Origin of the sequence: Serratia sp. CY33525 (assembly GCF_052169115.1) — a bacterium.
Lineage (GTDB): Bacteria > Pseudomonadota > Gammaproteobacteria > Enterobacterales > Enterobacteriaceae > Serratia > Serratia sarumanii.
This window is the reverse complement of sequence record NZ_JBJNLK010000003.1, coordinates 229201-250863: the sequence shown is the minus strand read 5'-3', so window position 1 is coordinate 250863 and position 21663 is coordinate 229201. Positions and strand designations below refer to the sequence as shown.

Below are 21663 nucleotides of genomic sequence, written 5' to 3'. Positions count from 1 at the left end.
AGAGAACCATGACCATTACCCATTGGATCAACGGCGAGCCCGCCGCCGGCGGTGAACGCAGCCAGCCGGTTTACGACCCGGCCACCGGCCAATCGGCGCAGGAGGTGCAGTTGGCCGACCGCGCCACGGTGGAGCGCGCCATCGCCGCCGCCGAACAGGCCTATCCCGCCTGGCGCGACACCCCGCCGCTGAAGCGCGCGCGCATCATGATGAAGCTCAAGGATCTGCTGGAGCAGCACGCCGATGCCATCTGCCAACTGATCACCGCCGAGCACGGCAAGGTGCTCAGCGATGCCCTGGGCGAACTGCAGCGCGGCATCGAGAATATCGAATACGCCGGCTATGTGCCGGAACTGCTGAAGGGCGAACACAGCAAAGAGGCCGGCCCGGGCATCGACAGCTGGAGCGAGTTTCAACCGCTGGGGGTGGTGGCGGGCATCACGCCGTTCAACTTCCCGGCGATGGTGCCGCTGTGGATGTGGCCGATGGCGGTGGCGTGCGGCAACACTTTCGTGCTGAAGCCTTCCGAGCGCGTGCCTTCCGCCGCGCTGTATATCGCACGGCTGGCGGCGGAAGCCGGGCTGCCGCCGGGGGTGCTCAACGTGGTCAACGGCGATCGCGAAGCGGTGGAGACGCTGCTGCATGACGGGCGCGTCAAAGCGATCAGCTTCGTCGGTTCGACGCCGGTGGCGGAACACATCTACCACACCGGCTGCGCGCAGAACAAACGGGTGCAGGCGTTGGGCGGCGCCAAGAACCACGCGGTGGTGCTGCCGGACGCCGATATCCCCGGCGCGGTCGGCGCGCTGATGGGCGCCGCCTTCGGCTCCTGCGGCCAGCGCTGCATGGCCATCCCGCTGGTGGTGGCGGTGGGCGACGGCACCGCCGAAGCGCTGATCGCCGGGCTGCGGCAACAGATGGCCGCCATGCGCGTCGGCCCCGGCAGCGACAACCGCAACGACATGGGGCCGCTGGTGACCCAACAGCATTATCAGAAGGTGAAAGGCTATATCGATCAGGGCGTGGCCGAAGGCGCCGAGCTGCTGGTGGACGGCCGCGAACTGCGCGTGACCGGCGCGGACGGCCGCCCCAGCCAGGGCTATTTCCTCGGCCCGACGCTGTTCGATCGCGTGACGCCCGGCATGCGCATCTATCAGGAGGAGATCTTCGGCCCGGTGCTCGGCGTGGTGCGCGCGGCGTCGCTGCCGGAGGCGATGGCCTTGATCGACGCCCACGAATACGGCAACGGCACCTGTCTGTTCACCCGCGACGGCGAGGCGGCGCGCTACTTCTCCAGCCGCATTCAGGTCGGCATGGTGGGGATCAACGTGGCGCTGCCGGTGCCGGTGGCCTACCACTCGTTCGGCGGCTGGAAGCGCTCGCTGTTCGGCGATCTGCACGCCTACGGCCCGGACGCCGTCAGGTTCTACACCAAACGCAAGACCGTGACCCAGCGCTGGCCGTCCTCCGGCGATGCCCGGCGCGCCAGCTTCAGCTTCCCGTCGGGATAAAAATAACAAACTTATCCCCAACGAATTTCAAGTTGCAGCCAGGCGGCAAAGTCATTCGTCTCCAGGAGCTTACTTAAGTAAGTGACTGGTGCGAATGATCTGCGGCCAACAACGCTGCGGCTTGAAAGGCGCAGGGGATTTTCCGCGCGCTCCATTTGATTCCTGCGTACAGCCTGTGCAGCAAAACAATAATTCACTCACACGTTAATGGAGTCGTTATCCCATGAAAGAGTCCGCCCCTGAACACACCTTCAAAGGCAATCTCAGCGTCCTCGACGTGGTGATGATCACCGCGTCCGGCGTGACGCCGGCCAGTTCGATCTTCGTCATCGCCCCGCTGGCGATCGCCAACGCCGGCAGCGGCGCCTTTCTGTCGTTTCTGATCGCCGCCTGCGTCGCCGCCGCCATCGCGCTGTGCTATGCCGAACTCGGCGCCGCACACCCCAGCGCAGGCGGCGAATACAGCATCATCAAGCGCCTGTTCGGCACCCTGTGCGGGTTGCAGACCTATCTGTTTATCCTCAGCGCCTCGCTGTTCGTGCCGGCGGTGCTGGCCACCGGCGCGGTGCCCTACCTGAACACCGCGCTGGGCACCCAGTTCGACGCCTCGACCGCCGGCATGCTCACCGTGCTGGTCGGCGGCATCTGCGCCATTTTCAACATCAAGGCCAACGCCCTGCTGACCGGCGCCTTTCTGGTGGTGGAAGTGGCGGTGCTGGCGCTGATCGCCTGGCTCGGCTTCAGCCACCCGCATCAGAGCACGGAGATCCTCACCGCGCCGGTGATGCTGGACGCGCAGGGCAGCCTGGCGCCGGTGTCACTGCCGCTGATCGTCGCCATGGTCGGAGTCGCGCTGTTCTCCTACAACGGCTACGGCGCGGCGGTGTACATGGCGGAAGACATGCGCGAACAGGGCAGGCCGATGGCGATCGCGATCATGCTGACGCTGGCCATCGTGGTGCTGGTGGAACTGGTGCCGTTCACTGCCCTGCTGATCGGCTCGCCGTCGCTGACGGAGATGGCCAAACAGGCCGATCCGGTCGGCTATGTGGTCACCCAGCTCGGCGGCCCGACGCTGGCGCGGGTGGTAAGCGGCGCGATTTATCTGTCGGTGTTCAACGCCATCATCGCCATCGTGGCGCAGTTCAGCCGCATGATGTTTGCCAGCGGGCGTGACGGTTTCTGGCTGCCGGCGTTTAACCGGGCGCTGAAAATCATCCACCCGCGCTTCGGCACTCCCTGGATCGCCACCCTGCTGTTCGGCGTGCCGTCGGCGCTGCTGGCGTTTTGCTCCGATCTCGAATCGCTGACCTCGTTCACCGTGATCCTGCTGCTGCTGGTGTACATCATCATGGCGGTGGCGGCGCTGATCAGCCGCCGTCGCCGCCACTTCCACCACCCGTACCTGATGCCGCTGTGGCCGCTGCCGGTGGTGGTGGCGCTGCTGTGCTGCCTGTACGTGCTGTGGACGATTTTGATCGCCAGCAGCCTGAAAGACTTTATTATCATTGCCGGCATCATCGGCTTCGGGCTGGCGCTGAACCATCTGCGCGGCCGCCAACCGGCGCCCCTCGCCGCCCCCTCAATAGAAGGAGAATAACCATGACGCAGCGCGCTCAGGATCTGGGCATTATCATCGGACAGGGCACGCCCGGCCCGCTGAACGCCATCACCGACGTGCCCGGCGTGCGCGTCGGCCATGCCAGCATTCATGCCGATTTGGCTGACGGGCGCAGCGTGCGCACCGGCGTGACGGTGATCGAACCGCGCCCCGGTTCCGCGCGCCACGCGCCCTGCTTCGCCGGGGTGCACGTGCTGAACGGCAACGGCGACGCCACCGGCCTGGAATGGGTGCGCGAAGCGGGCCTGCTGACCAGCCCGATCGCCTTCACCAACACCCACAGCGTGGGCGTGGTGCGCGATGCGCTGATCGCGCTGGAGCGTGAAACGCTGCCCGCGGGCGATAACGCGGTGTATTGGAATATGCCGGTGGTGATGGAAACCTTCGACGGCCTGCTCAACGACATCAACGGCTTTCACGTCAAGGCCGAGCACGTGCGCCAGGCGCAGCAGGCGGCCCGGGGCGGCTTGCCGCAGGAGGGCGCGGTCGGCGGCGGCAGCGGCATGATCTGCCATGAATTCAAAGGCGGCAGCGGCACCGCGTCGCGCCGCCTGCCCGCCGATCAGGGCGGCTGGACGGTGGGCGCCATCGTGCAGGCCAACCACGGCAAGCGCGAGTCGCTGCTGGTAGGCGGTTATCCGGTAGGCCGGCACCTGGGGCATCTCCCCTCGCCGTTCACGCCGCAGTTGCCGCATCCCGGCATGGGCTCCATCGTGGTGGCGCTGGCGACCGACGCGCCGCTGCTGCCGCACCAGTGTGCGCGGCTGGCGCAGCGCGCCAGCATCGGCATCGCCCGCACCGGCGGCGGCACCGAGGATTCGAGCGGCGACATTTTCATCGCCTTCGCTACCGGCAACGACGGCCTGCCGCCCGCCGACTACGCCAATAAAGGCGCCTTCACCACGCCGCTGCGCATGGTGAACAACGACTATATTTCGGCGCTGTTCGCCGCGGCGGCGGAAGCGGTGGAGGAAGCGATCGTGAATGCGTTGCTGGCGGCCAATACCGTCAGCGGCAACGGCCACCGGGCGGAAGGGTTGAGCGCCGAGCAGCTGGTGACGGCGCTGGAGAAGGCCGGCTGGCGGCGCTAAAAAACACAGGGCGCGGGGATTAACCGCGCCCTGACCATCAGGACTCGCCGCCCGGCTTGGGCGGCGGGTAGTCGTAATCCAGCCGCAACGGTTCGGCGTAGACGCTGTTCCACAGCTGTTGGTACAGCTTGTCCAACCGCCCGCTCATCGCCGCGCTGTGCATCACCAGCTCCAGATTGCGCGAGTTGTTCAGATAGCCGCCGGTCCAGTTGCTGGTGCCCACCCAGGCAATCTCATCGTCGATGGTCATCAGCTTACTGTGGATGACGCGGGCGAACGGAATGAAGCCGCTGCTGGCCGGCGGAATGGTCACCACCTTGATCTGCACATTCGGCACCAGCGCCAGGCTCTTCAGCCAGGCAATATCCGGCTTTTTGGTGTTCCAGTTGGCCACCATCAGCTCGATCTGCACCCCGCGCGCCGCCGCGCTGCGCAGCGCGTTGTCGATCACCGCATAGAAGGGGCGGCTGCGTTCCGGGCCGAACGACAGCGGCGCGTAGTCCATCACCTGCACCCGCACCCGCCGCTTGGCGCCGGCCAGCAGGCGCGGCAGCTCGGCCTGTGAGTCAATCACCCCCGCCGGGTTGTAGGCGCGCGGGCTGGCCGCCAGATAGTTGCCCTGCGGCTGCGCCGTCGGCGGCGAATCGGGCAGCGGCGGCACCGGCTTATCCTGCGCCAACAGCGCCTGCGCCTGCCAGTCCTGCTCGAAGATCGCCTGGATCTGCCCCACCACCTTGGCGTCGCTGATGCGCAGCCCGGTTTCGTGAATGTGTTCCAGCGCGCGCCAGTCGAAGTTCTGGCTGCCGACGAACGCCTGCTCCCCGTCCACCAGCAGATATTTGGCGTGCAGAATGCCGCCGCTCAGCTTCTGGTAAGGAATGATGCGCAGCTCCAGATTGGGGATCGCTTTCAGCTGTTCCAGCGTCTCGGCGGTAGACATGCGAAGGCCCTTCTCTTCCAGCAAAAAGCGGATTTTCACCCCGCGTTCGCCGGCCGCCTTCAGGTGCTGCAGCACGCCGTCCAGCAGCGAACCGTCCTGATTCGCCACGTAAAACTGCCCCAGATCGATACGGGTTTTCGCCGCGTCGAACATCTCGCGCCACACCTCGGCGGTGTTGCGCAGATCGTCGGCCTGCAGCGCGGTTTCCACCGGTGCGGTGTACACCAGCTCATAGCCGGGAATAGCAAAACGCGCCGCGGCGCTCTGGCTCAACATCAACAAACAACCGCCCCACAATGCCGTATAAAGGCGGCCGAGCGGCCGCCGTACTGGATGGCCATTAGGCATAGCGCGGCGCCCCGCTGTCAACCCATTGTTCGCCGCTGCCGCTCTCCGGGCGGCTGGCCGGTTGGCCGGCGCGGATCAGCAGCACCTTCAGCAGTTCGTTGATGCGCTCCATGCGGCTCTGCAGGAAGTTGTTGGCCACCAGGCACAGCAACGCGATGGCGATGCCGAGGCCAGTGGCGTACAGCGCGGTGCCCATCCCGGCCGACACCAGGCTCGGCTCGGACACCCCCGAGGCGGCCAGCGCCTTGAAGGTTTCGATGATCCCCATCACCGTGCCCAGCAGCCCCAGCAGCGGCGCGGCGGTGACCACGGTTTCCAGCAGCCACAGGCCGCGCGCCATCGGCGGCTTGCTCAGCAGGTACTGGGCGTCGATCAGATCGCCGATCGCCTCACGGTCGCCGGCGCGGTGTTTCTGCGCCAATACCGGCGCGATCACCGTCATCGGCAGGCTGTTGCGCTGGGTCAGCTCGTCCGGCAGATCGGCGGCGCGGCGCACGTCCGGCGTCAGCGCCTGCTCCAGCCGGCGCGCCTGGCGCTGGGTGTAGGCGAAGTACAGCGTGCGTTCGATGATGATCACCAGCGCAATCGCCAGCGCGGCGTACATCACGTAGAAAATAATGTCGTGCAACAGATTGGCGTCCATACAGGGGTCCTCTTCCCCGCCGCCCGGCAGGCGGCGGGGCATTCAGTTAAAAGGTGGCTTCCAGCGAGACGCTGAAGGTGCGTTCTTCGCCGACGTTGTAATACGGCGTGCTGGCCCTCACGCCGCCGTAAGGCGCCGCGTTGAAGGTGGTGGTGCGCACCGAGGTCAGGTATTCCTTGTCAAACAGGTTGCTGATGCCAAAGCGCAGCGCGGCGCTTTTGACGATTTTCTTGTCCACCGGCAGATGCACGCCCGCCGCCAGATCGAACACCGTGCGGCCACCGATCTTCTCGTCGTTGGTCAGATCGCCGTAGAACGCACTGACGTACTTGCCGCTGACGCTGCCGTAATACAGCCCGTCGTCATAACCCAGCGTCATGTTCAGCAGGTTTTTCGGCACGTTCGGCACCTCTTTGCCGGAAGTCGGCAGCGGCAGCCCGCCGTTGCTGACGATGTCGTTCTTCTGCTTCGATTCGGTGTAGGTATACGAGGTGTAGTAGTTGAAGTTATGCGGCAGTTGACCACTCCACTCCAGCTCCAGCCCTTTGTTCTCCACGTTGCCGATGTTCATCATCTCGTAGTCGCCGGCCGCGTTGGTGGTGGAGATCTGGCGATCGCTGTAGCGCATGTAGAACAGCGTGGCGCTCAGCAGCATGTCCTCTTGCTGGAAACGCCAGCCCAGTTCGTGGTTCCAGCTTAGCTCAGGCTTGGTGCTGAGCGAGTCGCCGACGTTGTACAGCACGTAGTTGGGCGGCGTGCGCATGTTGCGCGTCAGGTTGTAGAACACCTGGTTTTCCTGGTTCACCTTATAGCTGGCGCTGAAGTTCGGCAGGAATTCATGATAGGTGGCTTTGCGCTTCTCCGGCACATTGTACAGGCTGCCGCGGTTGTCCCCTTTGCGCTCCACATACTGATAGGCCAGGCCACCGACGAAGGTCCAGTCCGGCGTGGCGAACCAGGTATCCTGCAACCACACCTTCTGCGCCGGGGTGATGGTGTACTGGTTGCGCCCCTGCACCGTATTGCCGTTGGCGTCCTTCACCTGATCGGAGCCGCCAGGTTTTCCCCAAATCTGCGCCGGGTTGCCGTCGTCCTTGATGCTGATGAACGGCTGGGTTTGCAGCTGGCGCGCACGCTCATACCAGTAGCCGATATCCAGGCTGTGCTGCTCGTTGATGTCCCACTTGAGCTTGGTGGTGATGCCCGGCCGCCAGGTTTGGGTCCACGACGGGCGGTAATAGGTGTTGGACTGCAGGTTGCTGAGGTCATACTGCCCTGCCCTGTCCGACGTGCTGGACAATACCGACGCCGTCTGGCCGTTGAAACTGCCGCCGTTGCCCCAGTAGTAATACGGCTGCAGGGTCAGCGACAGGTCGTCGCGCAGCTGCAGTTTCTGGGTGAACGATAGCGTGAAGTTCTCGAACGGGTTGCGTTCGATCTTGTAATACTTGTTCAACTGCCCTTTGCTGTTGTACTCCGGCGTGGTGGCGTAATCGGTACCACGCCCATCGTTTTGGAACTGCGCCTTGCTCAGGGTGTTGTAGTTGGTGTTGTTCTGGCGGTTGTACTTCATCACCAGATTGCTGCTGTTGCCGTTGCCGTCTTCATACAGCGAGTTCATCTCGAACTTGTCGGAGTACAGACGCCCTTCGCCGCGCCACTTTTTCGCCTCGGTGTGCGAATAAGATATCCAGTTGCTGAAACCGTTGTATTCGCCGGTCTCCAGGCGGGCAAAGGTTTTGCTCAGATTATTGCTGCCCAGCGTCTGCTTGAGGAAACCGCCGAAGTCTTTCGCCGGGCGGCGCGTCACCAGGCCGATGTTGCCGCCGCTGGAGCCGATGTGCGGGCCGTCCGCTTCGGAGGAGCCTTGGGTGACGAACACCTCTTCCAGGTTCTCCGCATCGCCCAGCAGGTTCGGGTATACCGCGTAGTTGCCGGAGTCGTTGATCGGGATGCCGTCCATCGACAGGCCGATCTGATCCGAGTTCATGCCGCGCATGGTGTAGTCCACGCCGCTCAGGCCGCTGGCGTCGTTGCTGTTGACGTTCAGGCCCGGCGTGTATTTCAGCTTATCGATGGCGTTGGCCGCCGACGGCATTTTGTCCATCGCTTCTTTGGTGACGGTGGAGCGCGCCTTGGCGCTGTCATCCTGCACCATCATGCCGCCGCCGAGCGACTGCCCCTTGACGCTGATGGTGCCGACATCGGTGGCGTCGGCCGCCAGCGCGGCGCCCGGCAGCATCGCCGACATCACCGCCAGATAGATCCCAGAACGATTAAACGATTTCATTGTGTGCATCCCATAAAAATCAAACGATTAACCCTTGCGCTAAGGCGCCTGATAATTGAACGTCGCGGTAAATCTTTTGGTTGTTTGCCCGGCGAACGCCTCGCTCGGGAACGGCTTTACTGAACTGATACTTTGCAGGCTGCTCATCGCCGCGCGGTTCAGCAACATGCTGGCGGCTTTGTTGGCGATGCCGGAAGAGAGCACCCGCCCGCTGCGATCGACCTCCAGCCACACTTCGACGTTGCCCTGCGGGCGCTCGAGCGAGGCCTGGCGCCCGCTTGGGTAGCGCTTGCGCTGTTCCAGCTCGCGGCGCAAGGCCAGCAGATAGCCGTTTTCAATCGCCTGCGCATTCACCTTCGGCGCCGCCGGGGCGGCCGGTGCGGGCTGCGCCGCCGGTTTGCTGACCAGCGCGCGCGGGGCGGCGGGCGCCGGCGTCGGTTTAGGCTTCTCTACCGGTTTGGCTTTCTCTTTCACCGGTTTGGGTTTGGGCTTCGGCTGCGGTTTCGGCACCGGCTTGGCTTCCACGATCGGTTCCGGCGCCGGCACTACCGGTTCGGGGATCGGCTCCGGCTCGGGCGGCGGCGGTTCTGGCTGGGGCTCCGGCGGCGTTTCCGGTTGAGGTTCAGGCGCCGGTTCAGGCTCCACCAGCGCCAGTTCGATGGCGGTTTCGTCGTAGCGCGGCTGGATCTTCAGCGCCGCCTGCTGGCTGGCGAACAGCAGGCAACCGGCGACAATCAGCGCCGGCAACCAGCTGAAAAGATGACGTGAGCGATAGAGCAGATACATGTCACAGCTTCCGTGTCGCGATGGAGACGGAGAAGAAACCGCCCTGGCGCAGGTTGTCCATCACCGCCACCAGCCGCTCGACCGCCACGCCCTTGTCGCTGTTGACGATGATGGTGGTGGTCTGGTTGGCCTGCTGCTGTTGCTTCAGCGTGTTGACCAGCGCGTCGAGCGCGATCGGCTGGCCATCCAGCTGCAGCTGTTCGTCGGCCCCCAGCGTGATGATCGCTTTCTTCTGCGGTTTCAGTTGCTGCGCGCTGCCGGCGGACGGCAGCTGCGTTTTCAGCCCGAGCGCAGGAATGACGTTCAGGCTAATCAAGACGAAAAACACCAATAAAAACATCATCACGTCGATCATCGGGATCAGTTCGATGTGCGCTTTGTTCTTTTTCGGTTCGTTCCAGTTACGCATGACACTCCCTCCCAAAAGCGAAGCAGCCAATATAGGAGGGGTTTGTTTACCTTTTGTTACGCTTGTGTGATCTTATTTTCACAGTGTGGATTTTTTGCGAGAATTTTTTCAATGGCAGGCGATAACGGAAGAGATATAACTTATTAATTAGCGATAGTTTTTATTGGAATAATTGCGAGGCGGGTATATTGACTTGGCAACAACAGAGAGAGCAATGTGAGAATAGTGACATCAACAATCATTGCGCCCCTCAAAATGACATGCCGCCATTCCTCAACGCTTGTGAGCCTTCCAGGCCTTTATACCTTCGAGCAACGGGATATTTCACAGAGAGTAAAAGAATAAGACTCCCCTCTATACACTTCTTTCTCAAAATATTCGTACCATTCAAAAAACCACGCTAAATGCAGCGTTGAAACAGAGTAAGACAATCATTATTGTCCTATCTGGCAATGTATTAACCCATGAGCACCACTTTTAATAACCAAGAAAAATGAATCAAGACCAACCAATAATTTTTAAATAAGAACAAACGCCCTATAAACATAAAATATAAGCACTGGCGCAAAATCCATTAATATATATTCACTAGGGAAATAAGATGAAAAGGAATCGTCGTATCGCCATGTGTCTTACGCTATTGTTTTCTTGCCACTCAGCAAAATCAGAAGAGGAAAACATTCTCGTTATTGAGCAAAGAAGTACGCATATCAATGAAACGTCCACCGCAACCCGAACCATGACGCCATTAAAGCTGATACCGCAAACTGTCGACAGCGTTTATGTTGACCAGGCCACCGCCTTTGGCCAGCCAACATTAAGCGAAGCTTTGAGTGGCGTTCCCGGCGTTAACGCCAGTGGAGACACCCGTTTTGACAACGTCAAAATTCGCGGTTTTTCCGCCGGTAATGACTTACTGTTGGACGGGTTTCGTGATGATATGCAATATACGCGCGATCTGAGCAATATTGAGCGTATCGATGTGCTGAAAGGGCCGGCCGCCGTATTATATGGACGAGGAAGCAGTGGCGGAATTATTAATCGCATCAGTAAGAAACCGCAGAAAGGTAAAGGTTCGAAAGTCACTACGCAAATAGGAGAATACGGTTTTAAACGCCTGCACGCCGACATCAACTACGATCTCGATGAAAGCACAATTTTTCGCTTTAATGTCGCTCAGGAGAAGGCAAATAGCTTTCGCCACGGCGTCTCACGCGACAAAATCTTACTGGCTCCTTCAGGACTATGGAAAATCACGCCGCGGCTTAATGGGTTGTTGCAATACGATTATCAAAGTAGCAAACGTACGCCCGATCGCGGCATTCCAGCGGTAAACGGTCGCCCCGCTAACGTCCCCATCGGCAGTGTATACAGCGATACCGAAAACGACTATATCCATGACCGATTCCACTCGTTACGTTCGCGCCTGAATTATGAACTGAACCTCCAGTGGCAATTGCGTCACCTGCTCATGTTCAGCTCGCTCAATAGCCAGTTCGATAACACCTACGTCACTGGCGTTAGCGGAGATAACGTCAGGCGCGCACGATGGCAACAAGACCTGCACGCCAAAAATATCAGCAGCAATCTTGAAGCCGAAGGGCTGGTACATGCTGGGGCATTCGAACACCAACTTCTGATCGGCATTGAACAAAGCTGGCAAAATCGCAACCCAAAACTCTACCGCAATAATCGCCCCTTCCCTATCAAAAATCTATTCGCGCCAGAAAAATTACGACAACAGCATGACGGTAATATGCTGCTGGCCAGTCACAGCCGCCATCAGGTTCGAAATAGCGCATTCTACCTGCAGAACCAGATGGCAATAGATGACTGGCACCTCGTCGCCAGCCTGCGCGGCGATCGCTTCCACGTCACCAGCAATCGGTACGATAGAAACCTTCAGGAGTCCAGAAACAACAACAACATCAGCCCCAGGCTGGGCGTGGTATGGCAACCCGTTGCGGCACACGCTCTGTACACGTCTTTCAGCAAAACCTATGCTCCCGTCGGCGGCGGATTGATCGGCATAACGCCAGAGAATAAAAATAACCGCCTGTCGCCGGAATATACCCGTCAATTTGAAACTGGCGTAAAAAGCGATTGGTTGGAGCAGCAAGTCACCACTACGCTTTCCCTCTACCGGCTTGAAATGTATAACCGCCGCACCCGAGATCCGGAGAATCCAGACATATTGCAACTGACGGGCCAGCAACGTACCGATGGCTTGGAACTGAGCATGAACGCCAACCTCACAGCAAACCTTTATCTGCGCGGCGGTATGGCGTTGCAAAATGCCTCGTTTCTCAAAGCAGAGGAACAATTCCAGGGCAAGCGCCCCAATAATGTGTCGCGGCGCAACGGTGAGTTGTATATAGGCTATAGAGACAAGTCAGGCTGGTTCAGTGAGGCCGGTGTAACAGCAGTAAGTAAGCGTTTCGCCGACAATCAAAACACCACTGCGTTACCCGGCTATCAGAGGTATGACGTGCGTATCGGTTATGGCGGGAAACGCTGGGATCTGCAGTTAAGTGCCGAAAACGTGTTGGATAATAGGTATTACCTCAGTGCAACGAGCGCCGCACAAATCCAGCCTGGTTCGCCGCGTCAAATAAATCTCTCCGCATCCTATCGCTTCTAGTCCACCGTCGAAACAGCAGCCCGAAAACGGGTTCATTCGATGTAAAAAAAGGTCCAAACTGAGTTTGGACCTTAGTCTCTGACACGAGACCCGTGATGACGGGCCAGAGGCTTTTACGCCGCGATCAGTTCACTTTCACCGGCATACCGGAACGGGCCTTGATCGCCGCGTCCACTTCGCTCTGGTTGACGCCGGCGTCCATCAGCACTTTGCCGACCGGGGCGGAGATGGTCAGCGGCACCGGATCTTTCGATTGCAGCTGCTCTTCGTTGGCCGACAGCGGGTTGTGCACTTCCACGTAGCGCGAGCCGTCCGGTTCGACGGTGGCTTTCATCGGTTCGTTGATGAACTGCACGCGGGTGCCGACCGGCACGTTCTCGAACAGGTACTTGATGTCGTCGGCGCGCAGACGCACGCAGCCGTGGCTCACGCGCAGGCCGATGCCGAAGTTGGCGTTGGTGCCGTGGATGGCGTACAGGCGGCCGACATACAGCGCATACAGCCCCATCGGGTTGTCCGGGCCGGCCGGGAACACCGCAGGCAGGATCTCGCCGTCGGCCGCGTACTCGGCGCGCATCTTGGCGGTCGGCGTCCAGGTCGGGCCGTCTTTCTTGCGCTGCACGGTGGTGGTCCAGTTCAGCGGGGTGTCTTTACCCAACTGGCCGATACCGATCGGCAGCACCACCACGGTGTTGGAGCCTTTCGGGTAGTAGTACAGACGCATCTCGGCGCTGTTGATGATGATGCCTTCACGCGGCGCGTCCGGCAGGATCAGCTGCTGCGGGATGGTCAGGGTGCTGCCGGCCTTCGGCAGGAACGGATCCACGCCCGGGTTGGCCTCCAGCATGTTGCTCAGCCCCATCTGATACTGGGCGGCGAAGCTTTCCAGCGGCAGTTTGCTGTCTTCCGGTACGGTGATTTGGATATTTTCGCCCACCAAACGGCTGTCTTTTGGCGGCAGCGGGTAAACGACGGCGAAGGCAGCCTGGCTGAATGCAACCAGTGCCGTAAACAGGGTTAATAACGCGCGAATGCTCATTTTCATCTTCGTGTTGGTCAAGGCCACTGGCGATTAGGGGGATCGGTTTCTACGGCCACTTTTACCCCGATGGGTTTCAGCCGGCAGCCAAGCGCTGCGGCCTGAAAAACAGGGGGGATTTGACCGGATGCGCATTATATGTGCACATCAATCAAAGTGTGAACCATTACCGATGTAATATCGCAATTTTTTGTAACCTGAAGCGCCACGAAGGCGATTTTTTGCGAGAACCGCCGTCTAACCGGCGGCGGCCAACGCTTCCACCCGCCGAATAGGGATCAGATATTCGCAGCGGATCGCCGCGCCGCCGAGCGGGCAGCTGCCCTCCTGCGCCGGGTAGAAACGCTCGATATCCTGCCCCGGCCGGCGGACGGCGTTCATCTGCGGCATCGCGGTGTCGTACAGCCGCACGATAAAGTTTTGTAACCCTTCCGCCTGCCCTTGATAGGTGAAACGGGCATACTCCCCCTGTTCGATAGTCACCCGCTCCCCCATCGCCCCTTCGTCCGGCAGAGCGGCGGTATAGGCCATGCGCGGATTACCCCGGCGTTGCCGGTCGACCTCCAGGCTGGTGAGGCCGTATACCACCTCCGGCAGCGCCTGCGGCTGCAGCAGCTGCCGCCAGGCGTGGCGGCGCAGCTCGCACTTGGAAGCCGCCAGCTGCCCCAGCGTAAAGCTGCGGCGCTGGGTGTTGCCCACCAGCTGCATGGCGGGCAGCGTCACGATATCGGCCTGCGGCAACGGTGTTTCGGTCAGCCGCAGCGGCGGCTGCAGGCCATAGCTCGACCAATCCTGGCTGCGGCGATAGCTGGCCGGCGGCAGACCGAACTGTTTGCGGAAGCAACGGGTGAAGGTCTGCTGCGAATCGAACTGGTAAGTGTCGGCGATGCAGGCCACGCTGGTGCCGGTCAGGCGCAGTTCGCGCGCGGCGGCGGTCAGCCTTCTGCGGCGCGCGTACGTGCCGAGAATATGGCCGGTATGTTGCTTGAACATCCGCTGCAAATGCCACTTGGAGTAGCCGGACTTGGCGGCAATGTCGTCCAGCGTCAGCGGCTGATCCAGGCTCTGCTCGATCCAGGCCAGCAGCTGTTCAATCACCTGTTGCTGGTGCATGGTATTCCCCTTATTTTAACAATAACGTCTGCGCCAATACCCGGCCTGCGGCTTCATCGGCGGCCACCAGCACCGGATAGCCCCAGAACTTGGCGCCATATTCGGCGAACTCTTCCGCCGCCGCGCGTTTGGCGTCGTCCGGCTCCAGCATGATCATGCCTTTCACCCACAGCTTCAGCGCCTCGCGGTTATCGCGTTTCCACAGCGCCACCTGGGTGCGGGCATCGCGATCGTGTTCTTCACCTTCATCGCCGACGCTGCGGTCGGTCATCAGGACAAAAGGCTCGGCGCGCGCCAGCAGCGCGCTGAATTCGGCCAGCTCGGCCTGGGTATCGCGCCCGTTTTGGCGCATCCATACCAGCGGAAAATCGGCGGTATCCAATGACATAATCAGTTTCCTCAGGAAATGGTTTAGGGCTGGCGCTTACTTTATCGGCACCGGCGCTAGACCGCATTGCGCAATCAGGACATAATACTTTTCAATTCCGCCAAATTGAGAATTGTTCTCATGAAAGTACAGATCCCCCGCCGCTGTCTGGATATCGATCAGGTGCCGCGCCCGCTGTTTGCCCTGCAAGGTTCGACCCTCGAGCAGGATTGGGAAATCGAGCCGCACCGCCACCAGAAGGCGCAGCTGATTTACACCGTGCGCGGCATGATCCGCTGCGAAGCGGAAAACGGGCTGTGGCTGGTGCCGCCGCAGTGCGCGCTGTGGATGCCGGGCAACGTGTTGCACAACGCCCAGGGCGCCGGCTCCACCGAGGCCTACTGCCTGTTCGTCGATCAACATGCCGCCGCCGGTCTGCCGCAAAACTGCTGCACGCTGTCGGTCTCGCCGCTGCTGCGCGAGCTGCTGCTGCAGGCCACCACCTTCGAACCGCTCTACGACGAACAGGGCGCCGAAGGGCGCCTGACGGCGGTGTTGCTGGATCAGCTGGTAGCCGCGCCGATCGAAAATCTGCACCTGCCGGTATCCGACGACGCGCGCATCCGGCAGTTGACCGAAGGCATGCTGAGCTGCCCGGCGGACAAATCCACCCTCGGGCAGTGGGCGCAGCGCATCGGCATGAGCGAGCGCTCCCTCAGCCGCACCTTGCAACAACAGATGGGCATGAGCTTCGGCCACTGGCGGCGCCAGCTGCACGTGATGCTGGCGCTGCAGCGCTTGACGCAGGGCGAGAGCGTGCAGACGGTGGCGCTGGATCTGGGCTACGAGAGCGCCAGCGGCTTCGTCACCATGTTCAGAAAGGCGGTAGGCAAACCGCCGGCGCGCTACCTGGCGGAGCGCAACGCCTCTGGAGAAACCCTGGGCGGCGCAATTACCATGTGAAAAAGCCGGCGCAGGCGCCGGCTTGGAGCAGGTGAAAATCAGAAGTCGTAGAACACCGTAATCCAGGTGGAGTCCGGCTCGTTGTCGCTGCTGTTGGCCAGCGTGCGCTCCACATACACCGACAGACCGTAACCGATGGTGGTGCCCGCGCCGAGGTAAACGTGGTTGGCGTGATACGCCTCGTCCCCTTTCAGCCGCAGCGAGTCCGCCGCCACGTATGGCTGGATCGATTTGAGGAACGGCTTGTCGATATTGAAGGTGTAACCGACGAAGCCTTCCAACCCGTAGCCGTCACCGGCGAAGAAGTGCGACAGCATGCGCTGGCGGGTGCTCGGCACATAGTCTTTGTAGTAGCTGGCGGTGCCGACGATGTACCAGTTGTTCGGCTGCCAGGTCAACGCGGTACCGGACAGCTGCTGGTGATAATCCTTTTCGTTGTACAGATTGTCTTTGATCTTCGCGTCGGTATAACTGTAGGCCGCGCTGAAGGTGAAATCCTTCGTCACCTTGTAATCGAAGCCCAGCCCGCCCCCGCCCTTGCGGCGATAAATCAGGTTATCCGCGGTGTGCAGATCGTCTTCCGGCAATAAATAGTTGGCGTACAGCGTTACCGGCCCGAAATCATTGGTGTACTTGATGCTGTTTTTCGGTTTATTGCCGCCATCGTAGTCGCCGGAAATACCGATGCCGGTGCCGCCCGCGTGGCCATCGTTATCCCAGACGTCGCTTTTGATGCCGACCACCGAATAATAGATGCCGTATTGATGGCCGTAGGTCAGGGTGCCGTAACGATCGTCTTTGAAACCGGCGTACAGCTGGCGCTGATAGTCGCGCTTGCCGTCTTCGTTATAGTGCCCGTCCCAGCTGAGCGCGTGCGCCAGATCGACGCCCCACTCGTAATAGCCGATGATCGAGGTGTTCTGCGTCAGCGCATAGTCGCCGCTGAAGCGAAAACGCGTGCCGCCGTCGTGGCCGTTTTTGTCATAGCCCGGCTCCGGGCCGTTATTGAAGATCCACTCGGGGCGAATGCTGCCGCCCACCTTTAAACTGAGCGGTGCCAGCAACACATTGCTCTGCGGGTTTTTATCCAGAATGGTGATCTCGGCCTGTGCGCCGGCGGATAACGCCGACAGCAAGACGCCGCCAATGAATATTGGCGTTGTATTTTTTCTCATTATTACCCCTGCCCGAAAAAATTATTGTTATAAACACGGTGGTCTTAAGCCACGCGGAAATAATTACCCGATGTGAACAGCGCACGCAAGATATAAAAATTCACGCCATAACCTGCCATTATTTCAGGTTGGATTTAATTTCAGCAAAAACGTGTTCATCTGTAACGCAGAGAAAAATAATGTAATAACCGCAGCACGAAACAAACCAATCCGCACGTTTCACCCAAAATAAACCGGCGTTATTATCTGGAAATAAAGATAGCAAATAACAAATAAATATTATTGCCGCAGGTAAACCGTCACGCAGGAGAATTAACTCATGGCGGGAGATAACGACGGAGCGCGTTGCGCGCTCCGGGAAAGAGAATTCACTACTGCGCCAGCCAGCCGCCGTCCATGTTCCAGGCGGCGCCGCGCACCTGCGCCGCCGCATCGCTGCACAGGAACAGCGCCAGCTCGCCGAGCTGCTCTGGCGTGACGAACTCTTGCGACGGCTGCTTCTCCGCCAACAGCTCATCGCGCGCCCGCTGCGGGTCGGTCCCGGCGGCAATGCGCTTGTCGATCTGCTGCTGCACCAGCGGCGTCAGCACCCAGCCGGGGCAAATGGCGTTGCAGGTGACGGGCGTGCGCGCGGTCTCCAGCGCCAGCGTCTTGGTCAGCCCCACCACGCCGTGCTTGGCCGCCACATAGGCCGACTTGTCTCTCGACGCCACCAGCCCGTGCACCGACGCCACGTTGATGATGCGCCCCCAGTTGCGCTCGCGCATCCCCGGCAGCGCCAATCGGCAGGTGTGGAACACCGCCGACAGGTTGATGGCGAGGATGGCGTTCCATTTCTCCACCGGGAACTGATCCAGCGGCGCCACGTGCTGAATGCCGGCGTTGTTCACCAGAATGTCCACGCCGCCGAACTCGCGTTCGGCATACTGCATCATGTCCGCTATCTGGGCAGCATCGCCGAGATCGGCGCCGTGATACCCCGGCGCGGCGCCCAGCTGCGCGACCTGCGCTTGCGCCTGCTCCACGTCGCCGAAGCCGTTGAGGATCACGCGCGCGCCGGCGGCGGCCAACACGGACGCTATCCCGAGGCCGATGCCGCTGGTCGAGCCGGTCACCAGCGCGGTTTTGCCTTGTACACTCATGGTATCGCTCCTTTAAACAATGCCGGTCAGGTAGAACACGCCGATCACGAACAGCACCGCGGCGCTCTTGATCAGGGTGATGGCGAAGATGCCGCCATAGGCCTGCCGGTGGCTGAGGCCAGTGATCGCCAGCAGGGTGATCACCGCGCCGTTGTGCGGCAAGGTGTCCATGCCGCCGCTGGCCATCGAGGCCACCCGGTGCAGCACTTCCAGCGGGATATGCGCGGCGTGGGCGGCGGCAACGAAATTATCGGCCATTGCCGCCAGCGCGATGCTCATGCCGCCGGAGGCCGACCCGGTGATGCCGGCCAGCAGGGTGACGCTGATCGCTTCGTTCAGCAGCGGATTGGGGATCGCCGACAGCGCCTGCGACAGCACCAAAAAGCCCGGCAGCGCGGCGATCACCGCGCCGAAGCCGTATTCGGAGGCGGTGTTCATCGCCGCCAGGATCGCGCCGCCGACCGCCGTCTTGCTGCCTTCCGCCAGCCGGCCGCGAATATTGCGAAAGCCGAACACCACCACCAGCAGAATACCCGACACCAGCGCCGCTTCCACCGCCCAGATGGCAGTGATCTTCGCCACGTCGGTGGTGATCGGCTTGGCCAGCCCCGGCAGCGTCAGCTCGTGGCTGGCGCCGTACCACTGCGGGATCCAATGGGTGAAGCCAAGGTTGAATACCCCGACCAAAATCAACGGCAGGATAGCGATCAGCGGGTTCGGCAGGTTGATGTCGTCCGGAGTTTCCGGCTCGTTCAGCAGATCGGTACCGTACCCTTCTCCCTTCAGCTGCGCCTTACGCCGCTGGCGTTCAAGATACAGCAGACCGACCGCGATGATGAACAGCGAGCCGATCAGCCCCAGCCAGGGCGCGGCCCAGGCATTGGTGCCGAAGAAGCTGGTCGGGATGATGTTTTGGATCTGCGGCGTGCCGGGCAAGGCGTCCATGGTGAAGGAGAAGGCGCCGAGCGCCACGGTGGCCGGGATCAGCCGCTTGGGGATACCGCTCTGGCGGAACAGCTCGGCGGCAAACGGATAGACCGCGAACGCCACCACGAACAGCGACACCCCGCCGTAGGTCAGCAGCGCGCACACCAGCACGATCACCGGAATGGCGTGACGCCGGCCGAGAATGCGGATCGCCGCCGCGACGATCGAACGGGAGAAGCCGGACAGCTCGATCAGCTTGCCGAACACCGCCCCCAGCAGGAACACCGGGAAGTAGAGCTTCACGAAGCCGACCATCTTCTCCATAAACAGCCCGGTGAAGGTCGGCGCCACCGCGCCGGGATCGGTCAACAGCACCGCGCCCAGCGCGGCGATCGGGGCGAACAAAATCACGCTGTAGCCGCGGTAGGCGGCCAGCATCAGTAATCCCAGTGCTGCCAGGGCAATCAAAACGCTCATCGGTCACCTCAGTATCGTTGTTATTGTCAGGTACGGAGTGCGAAATTACGGTTTCAGCGCAAAGCGCAGCTGATGCGCCCGTCGCCGTTGAATGCGTTCCCTGCGTGCGTCATCCCAAAGATAAAATCCCCGGCCGCTGCGCTGGCCGGTATCGCCGCGCTGCAGCCGCTGTTCCACCAGCGCTATCATCTCGTCGCCGGTCGCCAGTTCCGGGAACAGGTGGCGAGCGATGTCCGCCACCGTCGGCAACCCGGTCATGTCGGCGGCCTCCAGCGGGCCGACCATGGCGTAGCGCCGCCCCAGCGAGGCGCGCATCACCTGATCCACCACCTCGGCGCTGGCGATGCCGCTGTGGACGATGTGCAGCGCCTCGCGCAGCACCGCAAACTGCAGCCGGTTGCCGACAAACCCCGGCGCGGCGCGCTCCAGCAGCACCGCCTCCAGCGCCATCCCGCCGAGCAGCACCTGCATCGCCGCCAGATGGCGCGGATCGGTGGCGCGGCCGGGTACGATCTCCACCAGCGGGATCAGGTGCGGCGGGTGCCAGAAGTGGGCGATCAGCAGGCGCTGCGGGTGGGTCATGCGCGCCGCCAGCTCGTCCGGCGGCAGGCCGCTGGTGTTGCTGGCAATCACCGCGTCGTCGGCGATCAGCCCTTCCAACTGCTCATACAGCGCGTGCTTCAGCTCGAGCCGTTCCGGGATCGCCTCGATAAGCAGCCGGGCGCGCGCCACGTCGTTCAGATCGCCGGTCACGCGCAGCCGCGCCAGCGCCGCGTCGCGCTCAGCGTTATCAAACTGCCCGACGCTGCTCAGCTCGGCCAGAATGCCGCTCGCCACCGCCGGCGCTTCCGCCAGGCGCTGCGGATCCGGGTCGTACAGCAGCACCTCATGGCCGTGGCGAATAAAGTGGGTGGCGATGCCCACCCCCATCAATCCGGCGCCCAGTACCGCATAGTCAGATGACTGCATCGTGCCCTCCTCGGTTGTTTACGGGCGCTCTACCGCCAGCGCCACGCCCTGCCCGCCGCCGATGCACAGCATCGCCAGCCCCTTGTTCACCCCGCGGCGCTGCATTTCGTACAGCAGCGACACCAAAATGCGGCAGCCGGACGCGCCGATCGGATGCCCCAGCGCGATCGCCCCGCCGTTGACATTGACCCGCTCCGCCTCCCAGCCCAGTTCTTTGCCCACCGCCAGCGCCTGCGCGGCGAAGGCTTCGTTGGCTTCGATCAGATCGACCTCCTCCAGCCGCCAGCCGGCTTTCTCCAGGCAGCGGCGCGCGGCCGGCGCCGGGCCGATGCCCATGATCGCCGGATCGACGCCCGACGAGGCGTAACCGGCAATGCGCGCCAGCACCGGCAAGCGCAGCGCAGCGGCTTTTTCCGCGCTCATCAGCAACACCACGGCGGCGCCGTCGTTGAGCGACGAGGCGTTGCCGGCGGTCACCGTGCCCTCCTTGCGAAACGCCGGGCGCAGCCGCGCCAGCGCCTCCAGGCTGGTGTCGCGCGGCTGCTCGTCGTGCTTAACAAGCAGCGCCTCGCCCTTCGGCTGCGGCACCGTCACCGGCGTGATCTCCTGCGCGAAACGCCCGGCCTGCTGCGCCGCCTGCGCCTTCTGCTGCGAGCGCAGCGCAAAGCTGTCCTGCTCGGCGCGGCTGATGGCGTATTTCTCCGCCAAGTTCTCGGCGGTGATGCCCATGTGGTAGTCGTTGAACGCGTCCCACAGGCCATCGTGGATCACGCTGTCCACCATCTGCGCGTGGCCGAGGCGCAGACCGGCGCGCGCGCCGGCCATCAGGTAAGGCGACTGGCTCATGCTCTCCTGGCCGCCGGCGATCACCGCCTCGGCGTCGCCGCTGCGGATCGCCTGCACCGCCAGATGCACCGCCTTCAAACCAGAGCCGCACACCTTGTTGATGGTCAGCGCCGGCGTCGTCACGGGCAGCCCGGCATTCAGCGCGGTCTGGCGCGCCGGATTCTGCCCGCAGCCGGCGGTCAGCACCTGGCCGAGGATCACTTCATCAATTTGCTGCGGCGCCACCCCGCTTTGCGCCAGCAGCCCTTGCACCGCCGCCGTGCCCAATTCCACCGCCGTCAACGGCGCCAACGCGCCGTGAAAACTGCCGACCGGCGTGCGCGTCGCCGCCACGATCACCACTTCACGTTGTTGCACATTCACCT

At 61.9% G+C, this 21663-nt stretch carries 18 protein-coding genes; 5 read left to right on the top strand and 13 right to left on the bottom strand.

What is annotated here, in order from left to right:
• Window positions 1-8: 8 nt before the first annotated feature.
• The 3 genes from ACJ8IM_RS09900 to ACJ8IM_RS09890 all read left to right on the top strand — a co-directional run bounded on the left by ACJ8IM_RS09900 (window position 9) and on the right by ACJ8IM_RS09890 (window position 4223).
• Complete coding sequence (locus ACJ8IM_RS09900; protein WP_033652838.1) at window positions 9-1511, top strand: CoA-acylating methylmalonate-semialdehyde dehydrogenase; 1503 nt, start codon at window positions 9-11, stop codon at window positions 1509-1511.
• A 223-nt stretch (window positions 1512-1734) separates the two neighbouring features.
• Window positions 1735-3111 (top strand): APC family permease, encoded by a 1377-nt coding sequence (locus ACJ8IM_RS09895; protein ID WP_033652836.1) that lies wholly within the window; start codon window positions 1735-1737, stop codon window positions 3109-3111.
• 2 nt (window positions 3112-3113) lie between these two features.
• Window positions 3114-4223, top strand: a complete 1110-nt coding sequence (locus ACJ8IM_RS09890; protein WP_033652835.1) for a DmpA family aminopeptidase — start codon at window positions 3114-3116, stop codon at window positions 4221-4223.
• Between the two features lie 37 nt (window positions 4224-4260).
• Here the strand turns inward: ACJ8IM_RS09890 and ACJ8IM_RS09885 are convergent, their stop codons facing one another.
• The 5 genes from ACJ8IM_RS09885 to ACJ8IM_RS09865 are packed head-to-tail and all read right to left on the bottom strand — an operon-like array spanning window position 4261 to window position 9639.
• Entirely contained in the window at window positions 4261-5511 is a 1251-nt protein-coding gene (locus ACJ8IM_RS09885) for a phospholipase D-like domain-containing protein (protein ID WP_033652834.1), read from the bottom strand.
• Window positions 5504-6154, bottom strand: coding sequence for a MotA/TolQ/ExbB proton channel family protein (locus tag ACJ8IM_RS09880; RefSeq protein WP_033636949.1), 651 nt, complete (start codon window positions 6152-6154; stop codon window positions 5504-5506). The genes ACJ8IM_RS09885 and ACJ8IM_RS09880 overlap by 8 nt, the downstream gene beginning before the upstream one ends.
• Before the next feature lie 46 nt (window positions 6155-6200).
• Window positions 6201-8444 carry a TonB-dependent receptor family protein gene (locus ACJ8IM_RS09875; protein WP_033636947.1) on the bottom strand — a complete coding sequence of 748 codons (2244 nt, stop codon included), beginning with the start codon at window positions 8442-8444 and terminating at the stop codon, window positions 6201-6203.
• A 39-nt stretch (window positions 8445-8483) separates the two neighbouring features.
• Complete coding sequence (locus tag ACJ8IM_RS09870; protein ID WP_033636946.1) at window positions 8484-9230, bottom strand: energy transducer TonB family protein; 747 nt, start codon at window positions 9228-9230, stop codon at window positions 8484-8486.
• Between the two features lies 1 nt (window position 9231).
• A complete protein-coding gene (locus ACJ8IM_RS09865) occupies window positions 9232-9639 on the bottom strand; it encodes an ExbD/TolR family protein (protein ID WP_004933244.1) in 408 nt (135 codons plus the stop codon).
• Between the two features lie 601 nt (window positions 9640-10240).
• Here ACJ8IM_RS09865 and ACJ8IM_RS09860 point away from each other — a divergent pair.
• Entirely contained in the window at window positions 10241-12280 is a 2040-nt protein-coding gene (locus ACJ8IM_RS09860; RefSeq protein WP_051917589.1) for a TonB-dependent receptor, read from the top strand.
• Window positions 12281-12404: 124 nt separating this feature from the next.
• Here ACJ8IM_RS09860 and ACJ8IM_RS09855 read toward each other — a convergent pair whose 3' ends face one another.
• From ACJ8IM_RS09855 to ACJ8IM_RS09845, 3 genes are all read right to left on the bottom strand, one after another.
• Complete coding sequence (locus tag ACJ8IM_RS09855) at window positions 12405-13325, bottom strand: L,D-transpeptidase family protein (RefSeq protein WP_025305160.1); 921 nt, start codon at window positions 13323-13325, stop codon at window positions 12405-12407.
• Window positions 13326-13556: 231 nt separating this feature from the next.
• Window positions 13557-14432: a helix-turn-helix domain-containing protein gene (locus tag ACJ8IM_RS09850; protein WP_033652832.1), complete on the bottom strand. Its 876-nt coding sequence runs from the start codon at window positions 14430-14432 to the stop codon at window positions 13557-13559.
• A gap of 10 nt (window positions 14433-14442) precedes the next feature.
• Complete coding sequence (locus tag ACJ8IM_RS09845) at window positions 14443-14820, bottom strand: hypothetical protein (protein WP_033652831.1); 378 nt, start codon at window positions 14818-14820, stop codon at window positions 14443-14445.
• A 120-nt stretch (window positions 14821-14940) separates the two neighbouring features.
• Here ACJ8IM_RS09845 and ACJ8IM_RS09840 point away from each other — a divergent pair, with 120 nt between their 5' ends.
• A complete protein-coding gene (locus ACJ8IM_RS09840; RefSeq protein ID WP_033652829.1) occupies window positions 14941-15762 on the top strand; it encodes an AraC family transcriptional regulator in 822 nt (273 codons plus the stop codon).
• Between the two features lie 38 nt (window positions 15763-15800).
• Here the strand turns inward: ACJ8IM_RS09840 and ACJ8IM_RS09835 are convergent, their stop codons facing one another.
• The 5 genes from ACJ8IM_RS09835 to ACJ8IM_RS09815 form a co-directional block, all read right to left on the bottom strand.
• Complete coding sequence (locus tag ACJ8IM_RS09835; RefSeq protein ID WP_033652828.1) at window positions 15801-16937, bottom strand: porin; 1137 nt, start codon at window positions 16935-16937, stop codon at window positions 15801-15803.
• 371 nt (window positions 16938-17308) lie between these two features.
• The gene (locus ACJ8IM_RS09830) at window positions 17309-18079 is read right to left on the bottom strand and encodes a 3-hydroxybutyrate dehydrogenase (RefSeq protein ID WP_033652827.1); all 771 of its coding nucleotides are present in this window, start codon (window positions 18077-18079) and stop codon (window positions 17309-17311) included.
• A gap of 12 nt (window positions 18080-18091) precedes the next feature.
• Window positions 18092-19483, bottom strand: a complete 1392-nt coding sequence (locus tag ACJ8IM_RS09825) for a GntP family permease (protein WP_033652826.1) — start codon at window positions 19481-19483, stop codon at window positions 18092-18094.
• Window positions 19484-19528: 45 nt separating this feature from the next.
• Window positions 19529-20452, bottom strand: a complete 924-nt coding sequence (locus ACJ8IM_RS09820) for a 3-hydroxyacyl-CoA dehydrogenase family protein (protein ID WP_033652825.1) — start codon at window positions 20450-20452, stop codon at window positions 19529-19531.
• Between the two features lie 18 nt (window positions 20453-20470).
• The gene (locus ACJ8IM_RS09815) at window positions 20471-21655 is read right to left on the bottom strand and encodes an acetyl-CoA C-acetyltransferase (RefSeq protein WP_033652824.1); all 1185 of its coding nucleotides are present in this window, start codon (window positions 21653-21655) and stop codon (window positions 20471-20473) included.
• Between the last annotated feature and the right edge of the window lie 8 nt (window positions 21656-21663).

Coding starts and splice junctions, on each gene's coding strand:
- ACJ8IM_RS09900 (WP_033652838.1), top strand. CDS start 9: ATGACCATTACCCATTGGATCAACGGCGAGCCCGCCGCCGGCGGTGAA.
- ACJ8IM_RS09895 (WP_033652836.1), top strand. CDS start 1,735: ATGAAAGAGTCCGCCCCTGAACACACCTTCAAAGGCAATCTCAGCGTC.
- ACJ8IM_RS09890 (WP_033652835.1), top strand. CDS start 3,114: ATGACGCAGCGCGCTCAGGATCTGGGCATTATCATCGGACAGGGCACG.
- ACJ8IM_RS09885 (WP_033652834.1), bottom strand. CDS start 5,511: ATGCCTAATGGCCATCCAGTACGGCGGCCGCTCGGCCGCCTTTATACG.
- ACJ8IM_RS09880 (WP_033636949.1), bottom strand. CDS start 6,154: ATGGACGCCAATCTGTTGCACGACATTATTTTCTACGTGATGTACGCC.
- ACJ8IM_RS09875 (WP_033636947.1), bottom strand. CDS start 8,444: ATGAAATCGTTTAATCGTTCTGGGATCTATCTGGCGGTGATGTCGGCG.
- ACJ8IM_RS09870 (WP_033636946.1), bottom strand. CDS start 9,230: ATGTATCTGCTCTATCGCTCACGTCATCTTTTCAGCTGGTTGCCGGCG.
- ACJ8IM_RS09865 (WP_004933244.1), bottom strand. CDS start 9,639: ATGCGTAACTGGAACGAACCGAAAAAGAACAAAGCGCACATCGAACTG.
- ACJ8IM_RS09860 (WP_051917589.1), top strand. CDS start 10,241: ATGAAAAGGAATCGTCGTATCGCCATGTGTCTTACGCTATTGTTTTCT.
- ACJ8IM_RS09855 (WP_025305160.1), bottom strand. CDS start 13,325: ATGAAAATGAGCATTCGCGCGTTATTAACCCTGTTTACGGCACTGGTT.
- ACJ8IM_RS09850 (WP_033652832.1), bottom strand. CDS start 14,432: ATGCACCAGCAACAGGTGATTGAACAGCTGCTGGCCTGGATCGAGCAG.
- ACJ8IM_RS09845 (WP_033652831.1), bottom strand. CDS start 14,820: ATGTCATTGGATACCGCCGATTTTCCGCTGGTATGGATGCGCCAAAAC.
- ACJ8IM_RS09840 (WP_033652829.1), top strand. CDS start 14,941: ATGAAAGTACAGATCCCCCGCCGCTGTCTGGATATCGATCAGGTGCCG.
- ACJ8IM_RS09835 (WP_033652828.1), bottom strand. CDS start 16,937: ATGAGAAAAAATACAACGCCAATATTCATTGGCGGCGTCTTGCTGTCG.
- ACJ8IM_RS09830 (WP_033652827.1), bottom strand. CDS start 18,079: ATGAGTGTACAAGGCAAAACCGCGCTGGTGACCGGCTCGACCAGCGGC.
- ACJ8IM_RS09825 (WP_033652826.1), bottom strand. CDS start 19,483: ATGAGCGTTTTGATTGCCCTGGCAGCACTGGGATTACTGATGCTGGCC.
- ACJ8IM_RS09820 (WP_033652825.1), bottom strand. CDS start 20,452: ATGCAGTCATCTGACTATGCGGTACTGGGCGCCGGATTGATGGGGGTG.